This is a genomic window from Solidesulfovibrio aerotolerans, assembly GCF_009856865.1.
Taxonomy (GTDB): Bacteria; Desulfobacterota; Desulfovibrionia; order Desulfovibrionales; family Desulfovibrionaceae; genus Solidesulfovibrio; species Solidesulfovibrio aerotolerans.
This window is the reverse complement of the sequence record NZ_WVUD01000007.1, coordinates 16,905-34,132: the sequence shown is the minus strand read 5'-3', so window position 1 is coordinate 34,132 and position 17,228 is coordinate 16,905. Positions and strand designations below refer to the sequence as shown.

The 17,228-nt window shown below is 64.9% G+C and carries 15 protein-coding genes; 9 read left to right on the top strand and 6 right to left on the bottom strand.

The window, feature by feature from the left end:
- Nucleotides 1-8: 8 nt before the first annotated feature.
- From aspS to GTA51_RS06075, 7 genes are all read left to right on the top strand, one after another.
- Nucleotides 9-1,814 carry an aspartate--tRNA ligase gene (gene aspS / locus GTA51_RS06105; protein WP_160959546.1) on the top strand — a complete coding sequence of 602 codons (1,806 nt, stop codon included), beginning with the start codon at nt 9-11 and terminating at the stop codon, nt 1,812-1,814.
- Between the two features lie 4 nt (nt 1,815-1,818).
- Nucleotides 1,819-2,343, top strand: coding sequence for a peptide deformylase (def, locus tag GTA51_RS06100; RefSeq protein WP_160959544.1), 525 nt, complete (start codon nt 1,819-1,821; stop codon nt 2,341-2,343).
- A gap of 8 nt (nt 2,344-2,351) precedes the next feature.
- Nucleotides 2,352-3,320, top strand: coding sequence for a methionyl-tRNA formyltransferase (gene fmt, locus GTA51_RS06095; protein ID WP_160959679.1), 969 nt, complete (start codon nt 2,352-2,354; stop codon nt 3,318-3,320).
- 142 nt (nt 3,321-3,462) lie between these two features.
- A complete protein-coding gene (locus GTA51_RS06090; protein WP_160959543.1) occupies nt 3,463-4,296 on the top strand; it encodes a DUF116 domain-containing protein in 834 nt (277 codons plus the stop codon).
- Nucleotides 4,293-5,636 carry a transcription antitermination factor NusB gene (locus GTA51_RS06085; protein WP_160959541.1) on the top strand — a complete coding sequence of 448 codons (1,344 nt, stop codon included), beginning with the start codon at nt 4,293-4,295 and terminating at the stop codon, nt 5,634-5,636. The genes GTA51_RS06090 and GTA51_RS06085 overlap by 4 nt, the downstream gene beginning before the upstream one ends.
- Nucleotides 5,637-5,881: 245 nt before the next feature.
- A complete protein-coding gene (locus GTA51_RS06080; protein ID WP_160959540.1) occupies nt 5,882-6,739 on the top strand; it encodes an alpha/beta fold hydrolase in 858 nt (285 codons plus the stop codon).
- Entirely contained in the window at nt 6,736-7,842 is a 1,107-nt protein-coding gene (locus tag GTA51_RS06075; protein WP_160959538.1) for an NADH:flavin oxidoreductase/NADH oxidase, read from the top strand. Before GTA51_RS06080 ends, GTA51_RS06075 begins: the two co-directional genes overlap by 4 nt.
- Before the next feature lie 379 nt (nt 7,843-8,221).
- On the opposite strand, the gene GTA51_RS06070 is transcribed toward GTA51_RS06075, so the two are convergent.
- From GTA51_RS06070 to GTA51_RS06050, 5 genes are all read right to left on the bottom strand, one after another.
- Entirely contained in the window at nt 8,222-10,459 is a 2,238-nt protein-coding gene (locus GTA51_RS06070) for a sensor histidine kinase (RefSeq protein WP_160959537.1), read from the bottom strand.
- A 228-nt stretch (nt 10,460-10,687) separates the two neighbouring features.
- Nucleotides 10,688-11,926, bottom strand: a complete 1,239-nt coding sequence (locus GTA51_RS06065; RefSeq protein WP_160959535.1) for an EAL and HDOD domain-containing protein — start codon at nt 11,924-11,926, stop codon at nt 10,688-10,690.
- A 267-nt stretch (nt 11,927-12,193) separates the two neighbouring features.
- Nucleotides 12,194-13,420 (bottom strand): amidohydrolase family protein, encoded by a 1,227-nt coding sequence (locus GTA51_RS06060; RefSeq protein WP_160959534.1) that lies wholly within the window; start codon nt 13,418-13,420, stop codon nt 12,194-12,196.
- A gap of 139 nt (nt 13,421-13,559) precedes the next feature.
- Nucleotides 13,560-14,087 carry a hypothetical protein gene (locus GTA51_RS06055; protein ID WP_160959532.1) on the bottom strand — a complete coding sequence of 176 codons (528 nt, stop codon included), beginning with the start codon at nt 14,085-14,087 and terminating at the stop codon, nt 13,560-13,562.
- Between the two features lie 82 nt (nt 14,088-14,169).
- Complete coding sequence (locus tag GTA51_RS06050) at nt 14,170-15,264, bottom strand: radical SAM protein (protein ID WP_160959531.1); 1,095 nt, start codon at nt 15,262-15,264, stop codon at nt 14,170-14,172.
- A 134-nt stretch (nt 15,265-15,398) separates the two neighbouring features.
- Between GTA51_RS06050 and GTA51_RS06045 the strand changes: the two genes are divergently transcribed.
- Nucleotides 15,399-15,827 carry an HIT family protein gene (locus GTA51_RS06045; RefSeq protein ID WP_160959529.1) on the top strand — a complete coding sequence of 143 codons (429 nt, stop codon included), beginning with the start codon at nt 15,399-15,401 and terminating at the stop codon, nt 15,825-15,827.
- A 98-nt stretch (nt 15,828-15,925) separates the two neighbouring features.
- Nucleotides 15,926-16,228: an integration host factor subunit alpha gene (locus GTA51_RS06040; RefSeq protein ID WP_043633634.1), complete on the top strand. Its 303-nt coding sequence runs from the start codon at nt 15,926-15,928 to the stop codon at nt 16,226-16,228.
- A 176-nt stretch (nt 16,229-16,404) separates the two neighbouring features.
- On the opposite strand, the gene GTA51_RS06035 is transcribed toward GTA51_RS06040, so the two are convergent.
- Nucleotides 16,405-17,154, bottom strand: coding sequence for a septal ring lytic transglycosylase RlpA family protein (locus tag GTA51_RS06035; RefSeq protein WP_160959527.1), 750 nt, complete (start codon nt 17,152-17,154; stop codon nt 16,405-16,407).
- Between the last annotated feature and the right edge of the window lie 74 nt (nt 17,155-17,228).

Sequence of the window (17,228 nt, the reverse complement as noted above, 5' to 3'; positions counted from 1 at the left end):
TCACACACATGAGCGAGACCCTGGCCCTCGATATTCTGGGCGATTGGCGGCGCAGCCACGATTGCGGCGCGCTTCGGGCAACCGATGTCGGCAGCGACGTCTGCCTTATGGGCTGGGCCCAGTTCCGCCGCGACCATGGCGGCCTTATTTTTATCGATCTGCGCGACCGGGGCGGCCTGACCCAGGTGGTCTTTTGCCCCGAAGGCAGCGAATCGGCCCTGGAACGCGCCCATGTGCTGCGTACCGAATTCGTGCTGGCCGTCAAAGGCCGGGTGCGCGCCCGGCCCGAAGGCATGGCCAATCCCAATATGCCCACCGGCGCTGTCGAGGTTGAGGTCGCGGAATTCAAGCTCTTAAATACCGCCATCACCCCGCCCTTTCCCATCGAAGACCGCATCGACGCCTCGGAACTGCTGCGCCTGAAATACCGCTATCTGGATCTGCGCCGGCCCAAACTGGCCGCCAACTTCATGTTGCGCCACCGCGCCGTCCAGAGCATCCGCCGCTACCTCGATGAGCTGGGCTTTCTCGAAGTCGAAACCCCGGTGCTGACCAAATCCACCCCCGAGGGCGCGCGCGATTTTCTGGTGCCCAGTCGGGTCAACAACGGCTCGTTCTACGCCCTGCCCCAGTCGCCCCAGCTGTTTAAGCAGTTGCTCATGATGTCCGGGTTTGACCGCTACTATCAGGTGGTCAAGTGCTTTCGCGACGAAGACCTGCGCGCCGACCGCCAGCCGGAATTTACCCAGGTCGATATCGAAATGAGCTTTGTGGACGAAGAGCAGGTCATGGGCATGGCCGAGACCATGGTCAAGACCATGTTTCGCGAGGCCGCCGGCGTTACCCTGCCGGCCGTTTTCCCGCGCATGCCCTTTGCCGAGGCCATCCGCGACTACGGCCTGGACAAGCCCGACATCCGCTTTGATCTTAAGCTCGTGGACGTCACCTCCATCGTTCGCGGCTCGGGGTTCCAGGTTTTTGCCAAGGCCGAGCTGGTCAAGGGCATTCGCGTTCCGGGCGGCGGCGCCCTGTCGCGCAAGGAGATTGACGACCTGACCGAGTTCGTCAAAATCTATGGGGCCAAGGGCTTGGCCTGGATCAAGATCAAGGAAGACGAATGGCAGTCGCCCTTTGCCAAGTTCTTAAGCGACGAAGAGCGCCAGGGCCTGACCGACGCCTTTGGCCTTGAAATCGGCGACATTGTCTTTTTTCAGGCCGGCGCGTCCGACATGGTCAATAACGCCCTGGGCTATCTGCGCCTGCAACTCGGCGAGCGCTTCAAGCTGATCCCCGAAGACAGCTTCGCCCCGGTCTGGATCACGGATTTCCCGCTCCTGGAATACGACGCCGAGGCCAAGCGCTGGGTGGCCCGCCACCATCCCTTCACCTCGCCCCAGCCCGGCCAGATGGGGACCATCGAATCCGCCCCGGGCGAAGCCCTGGCCCGGGCCTATGATCTTGTGCTCAACGGCAGCGAGATCGGCGGCGGTTCCATCCGCATCCACGACCGCGAGTCCCAGCGGGCCATGTTCGCCGTGCTCGGCATCGGGGCCGAAGAGGCCGAGGACAAGTTTGGCTTTTTGCTGCGCGCCCTGGAATACGGCGCACCGCCCCACGGCGGCATTGCCTTTGGCCTGGACCGCCTTATCATGATCTTGGCCGGGGCCAAATCCATCCGCGACGTCATCGCTTTCCCTAAGACCCAGAAGGCCTTGTGCCTGCTCACCGAAGCCCCGGGCGAAGTATCCAACAACCAGTTGCGAGAGCTTGGCATCAAGTTGCGGACGCGCGAGAAGGACAAGGAACAATCCTGACGCCATGACGCTTGAAATACTGAAATATCCCAATCCGATCCTGGCCCGCAAGGCAGCGCCTGTCCCTGCCGTCACCCCGGAAATCCGGGAACTGGCGGCGGGCATGGCCGAAGCCATGTACGCCAACCAGGGTGTTGGTTTGGCCGCGCCCCAGGTTGGCGCGTCCCTGCGGCTGATCGTTATTGATCTGTCCGGCCCGGATAAGCGCGAGGCGCTTATGACCCTGGTTAATCCCGTCATCACGGCCGCTTCGGGCGAGCAGGAGGACGAGGAAGGCTGTCTGTCCGTGCGCAGCTACCGCACCGTGGTCAAACGGGCGGCCACTGTCACGGTAACAGCCCAGGATCTCGACGGGAACCCGTTTGCCATCGAGGCGGACGAGTTGTTGGCCGTTTGCCTCCAGCATGAGATAGACCATCTCGAGGGCGTGCTGTTTATCGACCGCATAAGCCGCCTCAAACGCGCCATGTACGACAAGCGGGTGAAACGATGGGCCTTGACGCCAAAACCGGACCAGACAAACTCGTAGCCGTTTTCATGGGCACGCCCGAGTTCGCCGCCACAGTGCTTGAGCACGTGCTGGGCAGCGACGACGTGACTGTGGCCGCTGTCTACACCCAGCCTGACCGGCCTTGCGGGCGGGGCAAGAAGTGTTTGCTGGGGCCGGTCAAAAAACTGGCCCTGGAAAAAGGGCTGCCCGTGCATCAGCCCCAATCCTTTAAAGACCCGGCCGAGGTGGCAACCCTTGCGGCCTACAAGCCCGATGTCCTGCTGGTCGCTGCCTACGGCATGATTTTGCCCCAGACGGTGCTCGACGTGCCGACGAAAATGCCGCTCAACGTCCATGCCTCGCTTTTGCCCTCCTGGCGCGGCGCGGCCCCCATCGAGCGCTCCATTGCCGCTGGCGAGCAAATAACGGGTGTAACCATCATGCGTATGGCCCTGGCCCTTGATGCCGGACCCATGGTCATGCAGCGCAGCATGAATATCGGCGTCAACGACACCGGCGGCGAGCTGCGGGCTGAACTGGCCGATCTGGGCGGACGACTGCTCACCCACTGCCTCATGCGGCTGCGTATGGGGGCGGTGCCGCTCATTGAGCAGGACGCCAGCCGGGTCACCTACGCCAAAAAGATCGACAAGGCCGAGGCGCTCATTGATTGGACCAGGCCGGCGGCCGAAGTCCACAATCTGATCCGGGCCATGACCCCCAACCCCGGGGCGTTTTTTTTCTGGAAGCCGGCGGCCGATAAGCCGGCCCTGCGCATCATCGCCCAGCCCGGCAAGGTGGGCTGTCCCCTGCCGCCCGGGGCCAAACCCGGCGACATCCTGGGGCTTATGGATTGCCAGATCGGCGTGGCCTGCGCCGACGCGGTCTATCTCGTCCCGGCCGTTATCCCGGCCGGCAAGCGGCCCATGAACGCCCAGGCCTTTTCCTGCGGCTATCTCGGCAAATGCGACGAAGACGCCATGGCCGTGTGCGGTCCGCCGGATGGTTTAGCCTAGGCGGCTAAGAAAGACGAAGACGAAGAGAAGATGAAGAGGCCTCCGGCGGCCGGGGGGATGATCCCCCCGGACCCCCCGAATGGGTTAAGGGGGAGCGGCGTTGCCTCTGGGGACGCCATGTCAGGTTGGTATCAGGAGCCTTGTGGAACGTAACGAGCCTTCCAGAAAACGTCTTTTCATAGGCCTTTTGTGCGGCACGGGACTGGCCGTGTGCGCGCTTTTGGCTTTTGTCTGGGCTGTTCCCTCCATTGGGTTGGCCAATATCCATCCCCTGGCCCCCTGGGTTCTCGGGCTGGTCTGCGCCGCCGCCATTGTCCTGGTGCTGTGGGCGACCCTGGGGCTGGCCGCCAGCGTCGCCCTGAGCCGGCCGTTTCTGGGCTCGACCCGTCTGCGCGGGGTCATGGCCCGGGTGTTTTTGCCGCTCATGACCATCTTTGCCCGGTTGGTCCACATCTCCAAGTCCCGGGTGCGTTCGTCGTTTATCAAGGTCAATAACGAAATGGTGGCGGCCGAGGCCGGGCGCTATGAGCCGGGCCAGATTTTGGTGCTGCTGCCCCATTGCCTGCAATCGAGCAGGTGTAAGCATCGGCTCACCTACGACATCAACAACTGCAAGCGCTGTGGCGAATGCCCGGTGGACGGCCTGCTCGCCCTGTCCCAGGCTTACGGCGTCCATATCGCCATCGCCACCGGCGGCACCATTGCCCGGCGCATTGTGGTGCAAAAGCGGCCCAGGCTGATCGTGGCCGTGGCCTGCGAACGCGATCTGACCAGCGGCATCCAGGACACCTACCCCATCCCGGTCTACGGCGTGCTTAATGACCGGCCAAACGGCCCCTGCCTGGACACCCAGGTCGCCCTGCCCCATCTGGAGGCCGCCCTGCGCTTTTTCCTGATCGGCGGCGAAGTCCGTAAACCCGTGTTTGGTCCGTTTCCCGGACTGGCCCGGCTGCATCCCACAGGCGGTACGAAATGACTTCGCCGACACCGGCCGCGTTGCCGCCAGCCCGCAGAATCGCCTTGGCCGTGTTGAGCCGGGTGCTGCCCAGCCCCGGACCCAAGGGTAACCAGGGCCAGGACGTGCAGGCGGCCCTGGACGCCGGACTGGCTGATTCGACCCTGGACCCCCGGGATCGTGGCCTGGCCACGGAACTGGTCTACGGCTATCTGCGCCTGTGCGGGCGCATTGATTTCGCTTTGTCCGGGTTTTTGAAAAACCCGGCTGCCGTGCCCGTACCGGTGCGGCGCATTCTGGGGCTGGCCGCTTACGAAATTCTCTACTGCGCCAAGGTGCCGGCCTATGCCTCGGTGGATTGGGCCGTTTCAGCCGTGCGCCGGGCGGCGGGCAAGGGCCTTTCCGGCATGGCCAACGCCGTGCTGCGCCGGGTGGCGGCCGATCCCCGGGCCTTTGACGATCCGAATTTCTACCGCCGCGACCGACCCACCGAAGCCGTCCATCTGAGCCGGTATTATTCCTGCCCGGAGTGGATCGTGTCCCTGTGGCTGGGGGCCTACGGTCCCGAAGCCGCCCGGGAGCTGCTGACCGCCCAGGCCGAACCCGCCCCGCTGGGGCTGCGGATCAACCGGACCCGGGAAGGGGCCAGGGAACTCTTTGACGCCCTGGCCGCCCTGCCCGGCGTCCTGTGGGCCGATTTCCCCACCCTGGCCGTGCCCACCGGGGCCGATTTCGCCCCGGCCGGCATCAATCTGGCCGAGGCCCTGGCTGCCGGCCGCCTGTCCCGGCAATCGGCTGCAGCCCAGCGCATTCTGTACCAGTTGGGGCTTGGCGACTGGCCCGAGCCGATCTTTGACGCCTGCGCCGGGCGCGGCGGCAAGGCGCTTTTGTTGGCCGAGGCCGGCAAGCGCGTTTTTGCCGCGGACATGCATGCCGCCCGCCTCTCCGCCCTGCCCCGGGAAGCGGCCCGGCTCGGGCTGGCCCCGCTGCCGGCCTTTCGCGCCTCGGCCACGCGCATGCCCCTGGCCGCGCCGCCCGGGACCATCCTGCTTGACGCCCCCTGTTCCGGCCTGGGCGTGCTCTCGCGCCGGCCCGATTCCAAATGGCGGCGCAACCCCGAGGACATCGCGGGCCTGATCCGCCTGCAAGGGGCCATGCTGGAATCGGCCTACGCAGCGCTTCCGCCGGGCGGGCGCATCGTCTACGTCACCTGCACGGTCAATCCGGCAGAGAATGAAAAGGCCGTGGACCGCCTCGGCAGCCGGCGTCGGGAGCTGGTGCTGGAAGCCGAGCTGGCGGCCGGCCCGGAAACGCTCTTGGGCGAAACGTTTTACGGGGCAGTCCTGCGCAAACCGGCCTGACCGCCCTCCCCTCCCCTCCCCTGCTCCTGGGCCTTGGAAACAAGAGGCCCAGGTCGCTTAAAACAAGTTGCATTTGCGGCTGTGGGCTGACTACAGTCTTTGAAGGCATGTCCTTGGGCATGTCCTTGGGCATGTCCTTGGGCATGTCCTTGGGCTTGGGCTTGGTGCGCCTTTATGCCCGCTCACTGGGAATTACGCGGAGGCAGTGCCGTCACAGCACTTCTGTACATTGTGAAGGGAGCCAAATGAAACGGATCGTTTCTTGTTGTGTGTCTGTGGCTGTTGTGCTGGCGTTGTTGGTGGCAAGTGTATTCGCCGGCGATATTGCCCCTGTTGGTGCAGCGATTGGCACCGACAAACAGGGAAACAGCATTCACCGGGTTCGCGCCAATGGCATCGATATTGCCTATAAATTGATTGGCTCGGGCCAGCCCTTGGTCATGCTGATGGGGCTTGGCGGTACCATGGAGCGTTGGCCGCAAGAGGTCGTCGATCTCTTGTCCAAGCAGTATCAGCTGATTATTCTGGATAATCGGGGCATGGGCCTGACCACCGTCAATGACGAAGCCTTCAGCTACAAACTGTTTGCGGATGATGTTGTCGGCTTGCTTGATGCGCTTGGCGTCGCGCAAGCGAATATCCTTGGCTATTCTCTCGGCAGTACCATGACGCAGGAATTGTTGTATGCATATCCACAACGCGTCAATAAAGCGATCATCTACGCCACGTCAGTCGATGGAAGCAATGTTGCGAAAGTCTTGAGCGGCATGCAAATTACCGACCCCATCATTTTGCGCTATCTGGAGGCGACAGCCCATTGGAAAACGCCGCTCGAGAAATTGCCGGGCATCACGAATCCGGTCCTGTTTCTCGTAGGGACGGCTGATACGGTTGTTGGCCCGGAAAGCTCCAAGATCCTGGCCACAACGCTGCCTGGGGCGTGGCTGGTGCAATTTAAAAACGCGACACACGGGCTGATGTTTGAAGCGCCAACAGCTTTTGCCACAACAGTTCTGGCCTTTTTAAAAATCGATGCGACGATACCGCCGCAAACGGCTACAACAAGTGCTCGCCCCATTGGGCACCAGGAGCAACCACAATGACCAACACAACCACAACGACATCCCCTGGCGAAGCCAAACTCCTTTCACCGTTGACCATTCGCAGCGTCACCCTGCGCAACCGCATCGGCGTGTCCCCCATGTGCCAGTATTGCTGCACCGATGGTCTGGCCGACGACTGGCATCTGGTGCATCTGGGCAGCCGGGCCGTGGGCGGGGCCGGTCTGGTCATGGCCGAGGCCACGGCAGTAGTGCCCGAGGGCCGCATTGCCCCGGGCGATTTGGGTTTGTGGAGCGACGCCCACGGGCGCGCCCTGGCCCCGGTTGCCGCCTTTATCCGCCGCATGGGCGCGGTTCCCGGCATCCAACTGGCCCACGCCGGCCGCAAGGCCAGCTGCCGTCCGCCCTGGGAAGGCGGGGCCAGGATCGTGGACGCCAAAGACGGCGGCTGGGACGTCCTCGCCCCAAGCGCCCTCCCCTTTTCCGAAAGCGACCCCCTGCCCCACGCCCTGGATCTGGCTGGCATCGCGGCTGTTACAGCGGCCTTTGTCGCGGCGGCCCAACGCGCCGTGGCCGCAGGCTTTGGCCTCATCGAGCTGCACGCCGCCCACGGCTATCTGCTCCACCAGTTCCTCTCGCCCTTAAGCAACACCCGCACCGACGCCTACGGCGGCAGCCTGGAAAACCGCATGCGGCTGCCCTTGGAGGTCGCTGCAGCCATCCGGGCCGTGATCCCGGCCGATATGCCGCTTTTCACGCGCATTTCAGCCACGGATTGGGTGGAAGGCGGTTGGGATCTGGAACAGTCGGTGGTCCTGTCCAAGGAGCTGGCCGCCCGGGGCGTGGATCTGATCGACGTCAGTTCCGGGGCCTTGGTTCCCCATGCCCGGATTCCGGTGGCACCGGGCTTTCAGGTGCCGTTTGCCGCCGCCATCCGCGCCCGGGCCGGGGTGCTCACCAGCGCCGTGGGCCTTATTACGGAACCGGCCCAGGCCGAGGCAATCGTGGCCTCAGGCCAGGCCGATCTGGTGCTGCTGGCCCGGGAGATGCTGCGCACGCCCTATTGGGCGCTCCACGCCCAGCAGGAACTGGGCGCTGCCCAGACTTGGCCGATCCAGTACGGCTACGCAGTACAACGCCGCTGAGGCGTGGTGAAGAAGAAGAGAAAGAGTAAGAGGAAGAGCCTCCGGCGGCCGGGGGGGATAATCCCCCCCGGACCCCCTTGATTGGAGAAGTATTTTGAGGGGTTATTGGGCATTGGTGGCAAGCTGGGTGGCTGCCGGCCTGGGCCGCCAGCGTTTGGGATTGACGGGGACACCGTTGTTGCGGCGGTGCTCGTCAACCATGCCCTGCGGCATGCGCCCGCCCGTCGGACGTCCCGCTCCCACCCACCGTCACGGCAACGCCCTTCCCCCCTAACCCCTTGCCTTTAGGGTGGGATTCCAAAGGGGCCACCCCTTTGGCCGCCGGAGGCTCTTCTGTCTTCTGTCTTCTGTCTTCTGTCTTCTGCCTTCTCCTCTCTCTCTAGGACGCGTTTTCCTCGGCCGGCACTTCCAGGCACACGGCAAACGAAAACACGCTGCCCTTGCCCGGTTCGCTTGCGACGGTGATCTCCCCGCCCATGAGCCCGACCAGCCGCCGGCTGATGGTCAGCCCCAGGCCCACACCGCCGAAGCGCCGGGTGGATGAGCCGTCCACCTGGGTGAAATCGTCAAATATCCTGGCTTGATCGGCCGCAGCGATGCCGATGCCGGTATCGCGTACGGCAAAAATGATTTCCGCCGTCTGACTTGCCTGACCCATCTGATCCATCGGGCCTGCTTGGCCCGCCTGGCTCACCTGATCTGTCTGGTCTGCCTGATCTACCGGGCTTGCCTGGCCCACTTGCCCCGGCAGCCGACACGGGCGGGCGCAGGCCACGGCCACCGTGACCCCGCCTGTCACCGTGAATTTCACGGCATTGCCCGCCAGATGCTCCAGCACTTCCCGCAGCCGTTCGCCGTCGCCAAGGACCAGACGCGGCACGTCCGGCGCAAGCTGCGTCGTAAACGTCAGGCCCTTTTGGGCGGCCACGGGCGTCAGCGTGCCCGCCACACCCTCGAGGAGGGAGGCAAGGACCACGGGCTGGCGGGCAAGCACGAAGCGCTCGGCATCAATGCGGGCCAGCTTCAGCAGATTGTCAACCAGCATCAGCAAGGAATCGGCGGCGCTGGTCAGATCGGCGAGCCATTGGCGTTGCCCGGGCTCAAGGGGCGAAATTTCAAGCAGCTGGGCCATACCCAGGATGCCATTTAGTGGCGTGCGCAACTCGTGGCTGACATTGGCCATAAAATCGCTTTTGGCCCGGCTGGCTGCCTCGGCCGCTTCCCTGGCCCGCACGAATTCCGTGGCGTCCCGGGCAAACAGGACCGCCCGGTCGCTCGCACCGGCAACCGAGGGCAAGGGGGCGATGATATTGTCGAAAACAATGCCGGCCCGTTCATCGGTAAAACGCACCGGCTGCCCGATCTCCAGGGCGCGGCGCAGATGGGCCAGCCGCAACCGGGCAATGGCGAGGGGGAAAACGTCGCCAAGGCTCAGGCCGAGAAGGGCACCCGGTGTAGTTTGCAAGCCGGTTGCGGCGGCGTCATTGGCACCAAGGATTCGCCCGGCGGTGTCTACCACCAGCACGCGGTCCGAGGCGGCGTTGAGCAGCGTCGTCACGGCCGCCGCATTCTCCCGGGCCGCGGCTTCGGCTGCTATGCGGGCGCTGATGTCGGCAATGACGGCAATGCAATATAGGGGGATTCCGGCCTCGTCCCGCATCAGCGACACGGTCAGGCTGACCCAGACCAAGGCCCCGTCTTTACGCACATACCGCTTGTCCAATGTATAGGTGCTGATTTCCCCGGCCTGGAGTCGGGCGAGCTGGCGGAGATCCTCGTTCAGATCGTCGGGGTGGGTGATGGCGGCAAAGGTCAGGGCGGCCAGCTCCTGGCCGCTGTAGCCGGTGATGCCCTCGAATCGGGAGTTGACCCGTAGCAATGTGCCGTCCAGGCTCACATGGGCAATGCCCACCGCCGCCAGTTCAAAGGTGGCCCGAAACCGCTGTTCGGAGGCGGCCAGGGCGGCCTGGGCGTCGGCGCTTATCCGGGTGGCCAGCACGGCCCGGCGCAGCAGCAGCGCAAAACAGACCCCGAGCAGCGGCATGCCCACGGCCAGGGCGGCGAGGCCGGCCCGGGCCAGGCCTTGCTGTCTGGCCAGCAAAGCATCCATCCCGGCGTCGAGGGCGGCGTGGCAGCGTTCCAGGCAGGCCTGCAGCTCGGCCTGGGCCACGGCGTAGGCGCGCCCGCGCACCGTCTCCCAGGCCTGGTCCGGCGCGGCAGCGGCCTGGGCCATGGCCTCGGCCTGGAGGGTGCCAAGCTGGCGGAGATGGGCTTCGATCCCGGTCGGATCGGAGCGGCCGGCGGTTTGCGGGGCGAGCCGGTGCAGGGTCTCCAGGGGGGCAGCCAGGGCGGCGCTGCGTTCCCGGTAGGCCACGGCATACCGCTGCTCCCCTGTGCCCAGGCGCAGGAGCATCAAGGCGTGCAGCCCGTCGCTGGCCGCGCGAATCTGGTTGAGGGCCTCTTCGGCCATCAGTTCCACATCGTGAAACGCCGCTGCCGTGCGGCTGGTCGTCAGCACCAGCCAGCCCAGGGCAGCGTAGAGGGCCAGCCCGGCACCGAACAGCGCCAGGGCAAAGCGAACGGGAAAACGGTGGGTATTCTGGCGATAGGTGGTCATGGCGACGACTTGGTTGTTGCGGGTTTCGTTTGCATGCCGACGCCGCGCAAGCCGTCAGAAGTCTGGTCGGGTAAACAGAGGCAACCTATCCAATGCGCGGTGAAAGGGCAAGGCGGTCGGCCGTGTGGCCCTCTTATGAACGCAGCAATAGGATTTGTTCAAAAAATAAACTGTAATTGGAGTGTGTTGGATTGCTTTTGCACAGAGCCGGCGATCGAGGACGCCGCGTCAGGACCGGAACATGTCCGCTGCCCAGGCCAAGGCCGCGAAATAGCTGTCCGAGGCGTCGTCCGGGCGGATGCCGAAGGTCTTCATGGCCGCAGCGGCCTGTGCGCCGCCGTTGTCGTAGCAGCCGGCCAGGGCCAGACAGGGGGCGCAGGGACTGGCTTGGCCGTTTAGGGCGTCCCGGATGTGGCTATCGATGGTAATGCCGGTCAGGGCTTTGGCCATGGGCATGGCAAGCATGGCGTCGAGCAGCGAGAGCAGCCCCAACAGGCAGATGCTGTCACCCTGGTGGCAGGGTTTGGCGCGTCTGGCGTCGGCCAGGGCCAGGAAACGGCCCCGCACGGCCGAGGCAAAGGCCAGTTCCCGGTCGTGGGCTGTTGAACCCAGGTTGGAGAGCATGTTGACCGCCACCCAACTGGCCAGGGCGTTGCGGCCCAGGCGGGAGATGGCGAAGTCCAGGGATTCAATGGGCTGGCCCCGATAGAAACTGGCCGTGTTGACGTAGCGCAGCAGCTTGTACGTCAGGGAAACGTCGGAGCCGATGATCTCCCGGATGCGCCGCACGTCCAATTCCGCCCGGCCGACTTCGGCCAGCAGATTCAGCTTGATCGCCTGGTTGGGTTCCAAAATCTTGGTCGTCACCACCTGCGGGCGGCTGTAGTAAAAGCCCTGGGCCAGGGGAATGCCCCGGTCGCGGCACCAGGCAATATCCGCAGCCGTTTCCACTTTCTCGGCCAGAACGGTCTTGCCAAGAGCCAGACAGCGGTCCGCCACCGCCGCCATATGGACCGGATCGTCGCGCAGGGCCAGCAGATCCAGCTTGATAAAGGTCATATACGGCAGGATCGGGTCGAAGCTCGCCTGGCCCACGTAGTCGTCCAGGGCCAGAACGTATCCGGCCTCGCGGATGCCGCGCACCAGTTCGACAAAGGCCGCGTCGCAGGTCACATGTTCCAGCACTTCAAGGACGTAGCGGGCCGGGTCGAGAAACCGGTGGTGGCCGGCTGCCAAAATGACCGTGGAAAAATTGATAAAGATGCGTTTATCCCGGGGGATATCCTGGGAAATGGCATGGATGCCGTTGGCCAGGACAGCCAGGGTGGCCTCGGCGTCGGAGGGGAACGTGGCGACATTGCCCCCGCCCACAGTGCGATAAAGCAGTTCGTAGCCAAAGACATCGCCGTCCACATGGTAGATGGGATGCCGGGCGACGGCGTAGTTCGAATCGGTGTCGGAGGTCATGGATTGGTGTCCAAAAAGCCGGGCGGTTATGGGCCTTGGTTGCGCTGAAGACTAAGGCCGGAAAGTGTCCTGGGCGTGACCGGCTGGGGAAAATCTTGCTTAAACAATACGTGTTTTGCTGCGATAATTCAAGGTGAAATGCTCCGGAGCGCAACAGCGCCCGGATGCCTGGGCCTGACGAAGGTGGCGAGGCCTGACAAAGCAGGACGAGGTGGGGCGAAACCTGACGCGGCAGGACGCGGGCCGTACGAGGCAAGACGCGCTGGCTTAGCCCCGGCCTGGGCTGCCCAGGTCCAAGGCCTCGGCCAGATCGGGCGGGATGACGGCGACCCCGCCCACAGCCCCGGGAACCAGCCTGCCCAGGTCGTGTGCCCTTCCCAGCAGCCGGGCCGGGGTGGTCGTTAGCGCATCAAGGACCACCGACCCAGGCAGGCCGGGATGGACGGCGAGCAGGGCGCGCACCTCGTTCCAAAGGTCAAGATCGTCATTGGAGGCCAGAGAGTCCGTGCCAAGGGCCAGGGGCACGCCGGCAGCCACCAGGGCCGCGACATCGGCCACACCCACGCCAATGCGGGCGTTGCTGCGCGGACACAGGCACACCGTGGCACCGGAGTTTGCCAAAAGGGCCACATCCGTGGCGCTCAGATGCACGGCATGCACGGCCAGGGTGTCCGGTCCGAGCAGGCCTTGGGCCAGGGCTTCGGCTGTCGGCGTGCGGCCCGGAGCGCGCCAGCCCTTGGGGAGCAGCCGCCCGCGCAACAGCGCGGCGAATTCCCCCGTGCCGCTGGCAAAAAGTTCCACTTCGCCCGGATGTTCGGCCAGATGCAGGCTAAAAGGCGTGCCCCGGGCCCGGCAGAGGGCTTGGCCTTGGCGCAGATTGTCGGGGCTGGTGGAATAGAGGGCATGGCCGCTGACGGTCGCGGCCAGTCCATCCCCGACAGCTGCGTCCAGGGCCGGGGGAACGCCTGTGGCGGCGAGAGAGCGCCAGCCGAGAAATTCGTGGCAGACCAACCCTTGCAGGCCGGCCCGGCCCAGGGCGGCGGCCACGGCCGGTCCGGCCCGGCTGCCGATGTCGATGACGGCGGCCACGCCGCACCCGGCTGTTTCGGCCACGGCGGCATTGAGGGCGGCAGGGGAAAGGGCGTGGAGGTTTTGGCCCATAAGCCATGCGACCCAGGCGCAAAAGCCGGCCCCGCTGGGGGAGTGAGCGCCCAGATGGGACAGTTCCAGATGGCTGTGGGCGTTGAGAAGCCCCGGGACCAGGACGGCTTGTGCGCCAAGGTCGGTGGTTGGACCGCAAAAGCCGCGCAACACCAAGCGTCTGGGGCCGATGTCGAGCACGCGCCGGCCGGCCAGAATGACGGCGGCGTCATCCAGTGGCGCGGCCCCGGGGACCATGGTCAGGGCGGTACGGGCTATGACGGCCCGGGGGGCGTCGCCCGGGGGGTGGAGCGAAGCAGGCGGGCGGTGTGGACGGGGCAGGGCGTTGGGCATGGGTGGCTGCTCGGAGGTAGCGCGGCCCGCAGCCGTCGTTGGCCAGGGGCGCAGGCCGGTGTCTTCCCTGTGCCCTGGCCAACGACAACAGCGGACCGAGGCAGGGCTGCTGTGGTGGGCGCACTTGCGGCAGCGGCCGTTAGCGTTGGAACACGATCAGGGATGATTTGATGAAGGCGCGCAACATGTCGATGCGTTCGTTAAATTCCGCCAGCTGTTTGGCCGGGACCGAGGATTTGTTTTCCAGCAGATTGGCAGTGGGGGGATAGGGGGCGTCCCGGATTTTTTGCAGAGCCTCCGTGATATTGTCGAGGCGGTCAAAGAGGTAGTTTTTCTCGTCTTTGGTGAAGCAATACGTGGTTTTATTATAGATAAAGTAAAGATCGCACAGGTTGAGCGCCAGCCCCAGGCTTTTTTCAATGCGGCTGTTTAAATCCTGGAAAAAGACGAATTCGTCGGTAAAGGGGTGTTTCGCGGCAATCCCCTGCTGCTCCTCATATTCTTTGATCTTAATGGCCTGGACAACCGCTTCATTGAAATAATTCATGAAGTAGTTGATGCTTTGTCGCATGTTGGGCGCTTCGGCCGAGGCCGGGACGGCCCCGGTGAGACAGATGAGGCCGGCGAGGCAGACGGAGCAGACCAGGGCGGCAAGGAATCGCTTCATGATCGTTCACCAGGCAGAGGTTTACGGGTTGTGGGACGCAGCGTCCCTGTTTCCCAGATGTGGCACGAGAGCGCGCCCCAAGTCAAACAGCTTGCACCCGGAGATGGAAATCCTCCCGGTCGCAAAAGCGCACGCCTGCCCTGGGCAGGCCCAGGTCGGCATAGGCCTGAAGCAGTTCGCCGGCATGGCCAAAGAGTTCTCCGGCAAAGCGTCTGGGCGCAGCCAAGCCGGCCGGGGCGCACCCCAGGGCGCGGACTTCGGCAGCAATGAGCGCCAAGAGCGCTCTGGCCCGCACCCGCGCCCCCAGGGCCGGATGGCGCGGCCCGGCCAGCACCGCCGCTTCGAGGCCGGGTTCCGGGGCCAGGCCCAGCCGGGCCACCCGGATGCCGGCCTGCCACAAGGGCAAAACGGCTGCGGCCAGGGCGTCAAGCGTCGTTTCCAGGGGCCAGGGCGAAAAGCCGCCGGCCCGGTAGAGCGCGGCCAACGGCGTGCCGTCCACCACCAGACAAGGGTGCAGGCGCACGATCTCCGGGGCCAGGGCGCACGTCTCGGCCACGTCCCGGGCCAGGGTTGCCGGCTCGTGGCCGGGCAGGCCGGGCAGCAGTTGCACGCCAAGCCCAAGGCCGGCTTCGATGATCTGGCGGGCGGCGCGGCGGCTGGCGGCGGCGTCGTGGCCCCGGCCGCTGGCTGCCAGCACGGCGTCGTCAAAGGTCTGGACGCCGATTTCGACCAGGGACAGGCCCTGGTCGGCCAGTTGGGCCAACAGCGGCGGGGAGCAGGCGTCGGGGCGGGTGGAGCAGCGCACCCGGCTGATCACCCCGGCCTGGCGAAAGCGCGCCGCAGCGGCCAGAAAGCGGGCCGGCCAGGGTTCGGGCAGGGCGGTGAACACTCCGCCGTAAAAGGCCAGTTCGTATGGTCCCCGGCCGTCCCGGACCGCTGCCGCCAGATCGCGCTCCAGGGCGTCCAGGGTCGCTTCCAGGGGTTGCGGCCTGGTGCCGGATTGCACAGGCTGGGCGCAAAAGACGCAGCGGCCCGGGCAGCCCTTAAAGCTGAGAAACACCGGCCAGATGCGCGTGCGGGGTTTTTCCGGCTCGGGATGTCGAAAAAAACGTCCGTTCGCATCGGTTTTCGAGGTGTCATTTTGGCAAAGATTGGGCGAAGGCGGCAGGGGGGACATTATTTTCTCCTAAACCTCTTGAAAAAATGCCTTTCCTCTACTATAAGTGGCGTCAATGCATTTGCCCGGCCCATGCCGTGTGGGGCCGGTTGTGCGTAACCGCGCCCTGCGCTGATCCGGAGACAGCACTCGATATGCACACTGCGGACTGTATCTTTTGCAAAATTGTCACGGGTGAAATCCCCTGCGCCAAGCTCTACGAAGACGGGCAGGTGTTGGCTTTTCTCGATATCGCCCCGGTGGCACCGGGCCATGCCCTGGTCATCCCCAAGCTCCATTGCGCCGACCTGTTCGACCTGCCCGACGCCCTGGGTGCCGCCTTGCTGGCCGCCCAGAAGCTGGTGGGCCGGGCCGTGATGACGGCCCTTGGCGCGACCGGGCTTAACGTGCAGCAAAATAATGGCGTCAGCGCCGGGCAGGTGGTGTTTCACGCCCATGTCCATCTTATCCCGCGCCGGGACGGGGACGGTTTGGCCCTGTGGCCGGGCGCGCCCTATGCCGATGCCGCGGCCATGGCTGCCGTGGCCGAATCGGTACGGTGTGCGCTGTCTGCCTTGAAATAATGTACGAACAATCATATGTGTGCTACCAATCTCGGTAAGACGCCAGGAAGGCTTGACGTTTTGCCCCGTGTCCCAAACGTAACGCGCCGGAGAATGCCATGAATGGGAAAACCCTCACCAAGGCCGACATCGTTGATTACATCTATGAAAAGACCGAGCGCAACCGGGCCGAGGTCAAGGTGCTCGTGGATCATCTGCTGGAGCTTATGAAGGACTCCATCAAACGGGACAATTCGCTGTTGGTCAGCGGTTTTGGAAAGTTTGAATCCTACGACAAAAAGGCCCGCAAGGGGCGCAATCCCCAGACCAACGCTTCCATCATGCTGCCGCCGCGCAAGGTGGTGGTTTTTCGGCTGTCGCGCAAGTTTCGGGCCGAGCTTAATCCCGACGAAGTGCTGTAGCCGCGCCAGCCGCCTGCAGGCTGCGGCGGCACGGCGATACGTCGGCCTGGGCTGAACGCTCTGCTTCCAGCGCAACTGTGGCCCGGGGTGCTGTGGCGTGTGGGACGGCAGCGGTATGGCGGTCTTGGTCGCGTCGCGGCCTTGGGGTGCCGGCCGGCCGGGTGGCACCCCCCGCCTCATTGGGCGATGACAAAGGCTCCGGCAAAGACGGACCCCAGGCGCAGCCGGGCTTCCTCGGCCGCTGCCGTGCTGGGGAAAACCCCGGCGTGGACCTGATGCAGGCCCACTCCGTCGATCTCGCGAAACTGGAGGCGTGAACCGGCATAGCCGGCCGAGCGCAACCGCCCCAACAGCTTCTCGGCATTGCCCACACGGGCAAACGCTCCCACCTGCACGTAAAATGGTCCGGGCAGCTCGCCCCCGGGCGCAACTCCCGGCACCTCGCCTTCAATCTCCAGCCGCACCCGGGCCGTGCCCTTGGCATGGACCCCAAGCTCCTTGGCCCCGGCCTGGGACAGATCGACAATCCGCCCGGCCACGAACGGCCCCCGGTCGTTGACCCGCAGCACCAGACTGCGCCCGTTCTCCAGATTGGTCACCCGCACCATGGTGTGCATGGGCAACAGCTTGTGGGCGCAGGTCAGCTTGTACTGGTCGTAAATTTCGCCGCACGAGGTGGTGTGGCCGTGAAAGCCCGGCCCGTACCAGGAGGCGATGCCGTCTTCGCGGTAGCCCTTGGCCGAATGGAGCGGGACATAGGTCACGCCCTTGATGGTATAGGGGCGCAGGGTGGCCGGCGTGCGGTTTGTCGAGCGCGGGATGGAAGCTTTGGCCGCGCAACCGCCCAGGAACAGGCCGAGCAGGGCCACAGCCAGCAGGCGCAGGAGAATACCGGAGAGTGCGACGCGTCGAAAACCGTGAGCCATGTGCCTTAGGTAGCCGTTGCCGGCCGGGCTGGCAACCGGGTGCGGCCGGCAACGCGCCCGGAGCAGATGACCCG

Coding starts and splice junctions, on each gene's coding strand:
- def (WP_160959544.1), top strand. CDS start 1,819: ATGACGCTTGAAATACTGAAATATCCCAATCCGATCCTGGCCCGCAAG.
- GTA51_RS06075 (WP_160959538.1), top strand. CDS start 6,736: ATGACCAACACAACCACAACGACATCCCCTGGCGAAGCCAAACTCCTT.
- GTA51_RS06055 (WP_160959532.1), bottom strand. CDS start 14,087: ATGAAGCGATTCCTTGCCGCCCTGGTCTGCTCCGTCTGCCTCGCCGGC.
- aspS (WP_160959546.1), top strand. CDS start 9: ATGAGCGAGACCCTGGCCCTCGATATTCTGGGCGATTGGCGGCGCAGC.
- GTA51_RS06040 (WP_043633634.1), top strand. CDS start 15,926: ATGAATGGGAAAACCCTCACCAAGGCCGACATCGTTGATTACATCTAT.
- GTA51_RS06085 (WP_160959541.1), top strand. CDS start 4,293: ATGACTTCGCCGACACCGGCCGCGTTGCCGCCAGCCCGCAGAATCGCC.
- GTA51_RS06045 (WP_160959529.1), top strand. CDS start 15,399: ATGCACACTGCGGACTGTATCTTTTGCAAAATTGTCACGGGTGAAATC.
- fmt (WP_160959679.1), top strand. CDS start 2,352: ATGGGCACGCCCGAGTTCGCCGCCACAGTGCTTGAGCACGTGCTGGGC.
- GTA51_RS06035 (WP_160959527.1), bottom strand. CDS start 17,154: ATGGCTCACGGTTTTCGACGCGTCGCACTCTCCGGTATTCTCCTGCGC.
- GTA51_RS06065 (WP_160959535.1), bottom strand. CDS start 11,926: ATGACCTCCGACACCGATTCGAACTACGCCGTCGCCCGGCATCCCATC.
- GTA51_RS06060 (WP_160959534.1), bottom strand. CDS start 13,420: ATGCCCAACGCCCTGCCCCGTCCACACCGCCCGCCTGCTTCGCTCCAC.
- GTA51_RS06070 (WP_160959537.1), bottom strand. CDS start 10,459: ATGACCACCTATCGCCAGAATACCCACCGTTTTCCCGTTCGCTTTGCC.
- GTA51_RS06050 (WP_160959531.1), bottom strand. CDS start 15,264: ATGTCCCCCCTGCCGCCTTCGCCCAATCTTTGCCAAAATGACACCTCG.
- GTA51_RS06080 (WP_160959540.1), top strand. CDS start 5,882: ATGAAACGGATCGTTTCTTGTTGTGTGTCTGTGGCTGTTGTGCTGGCG.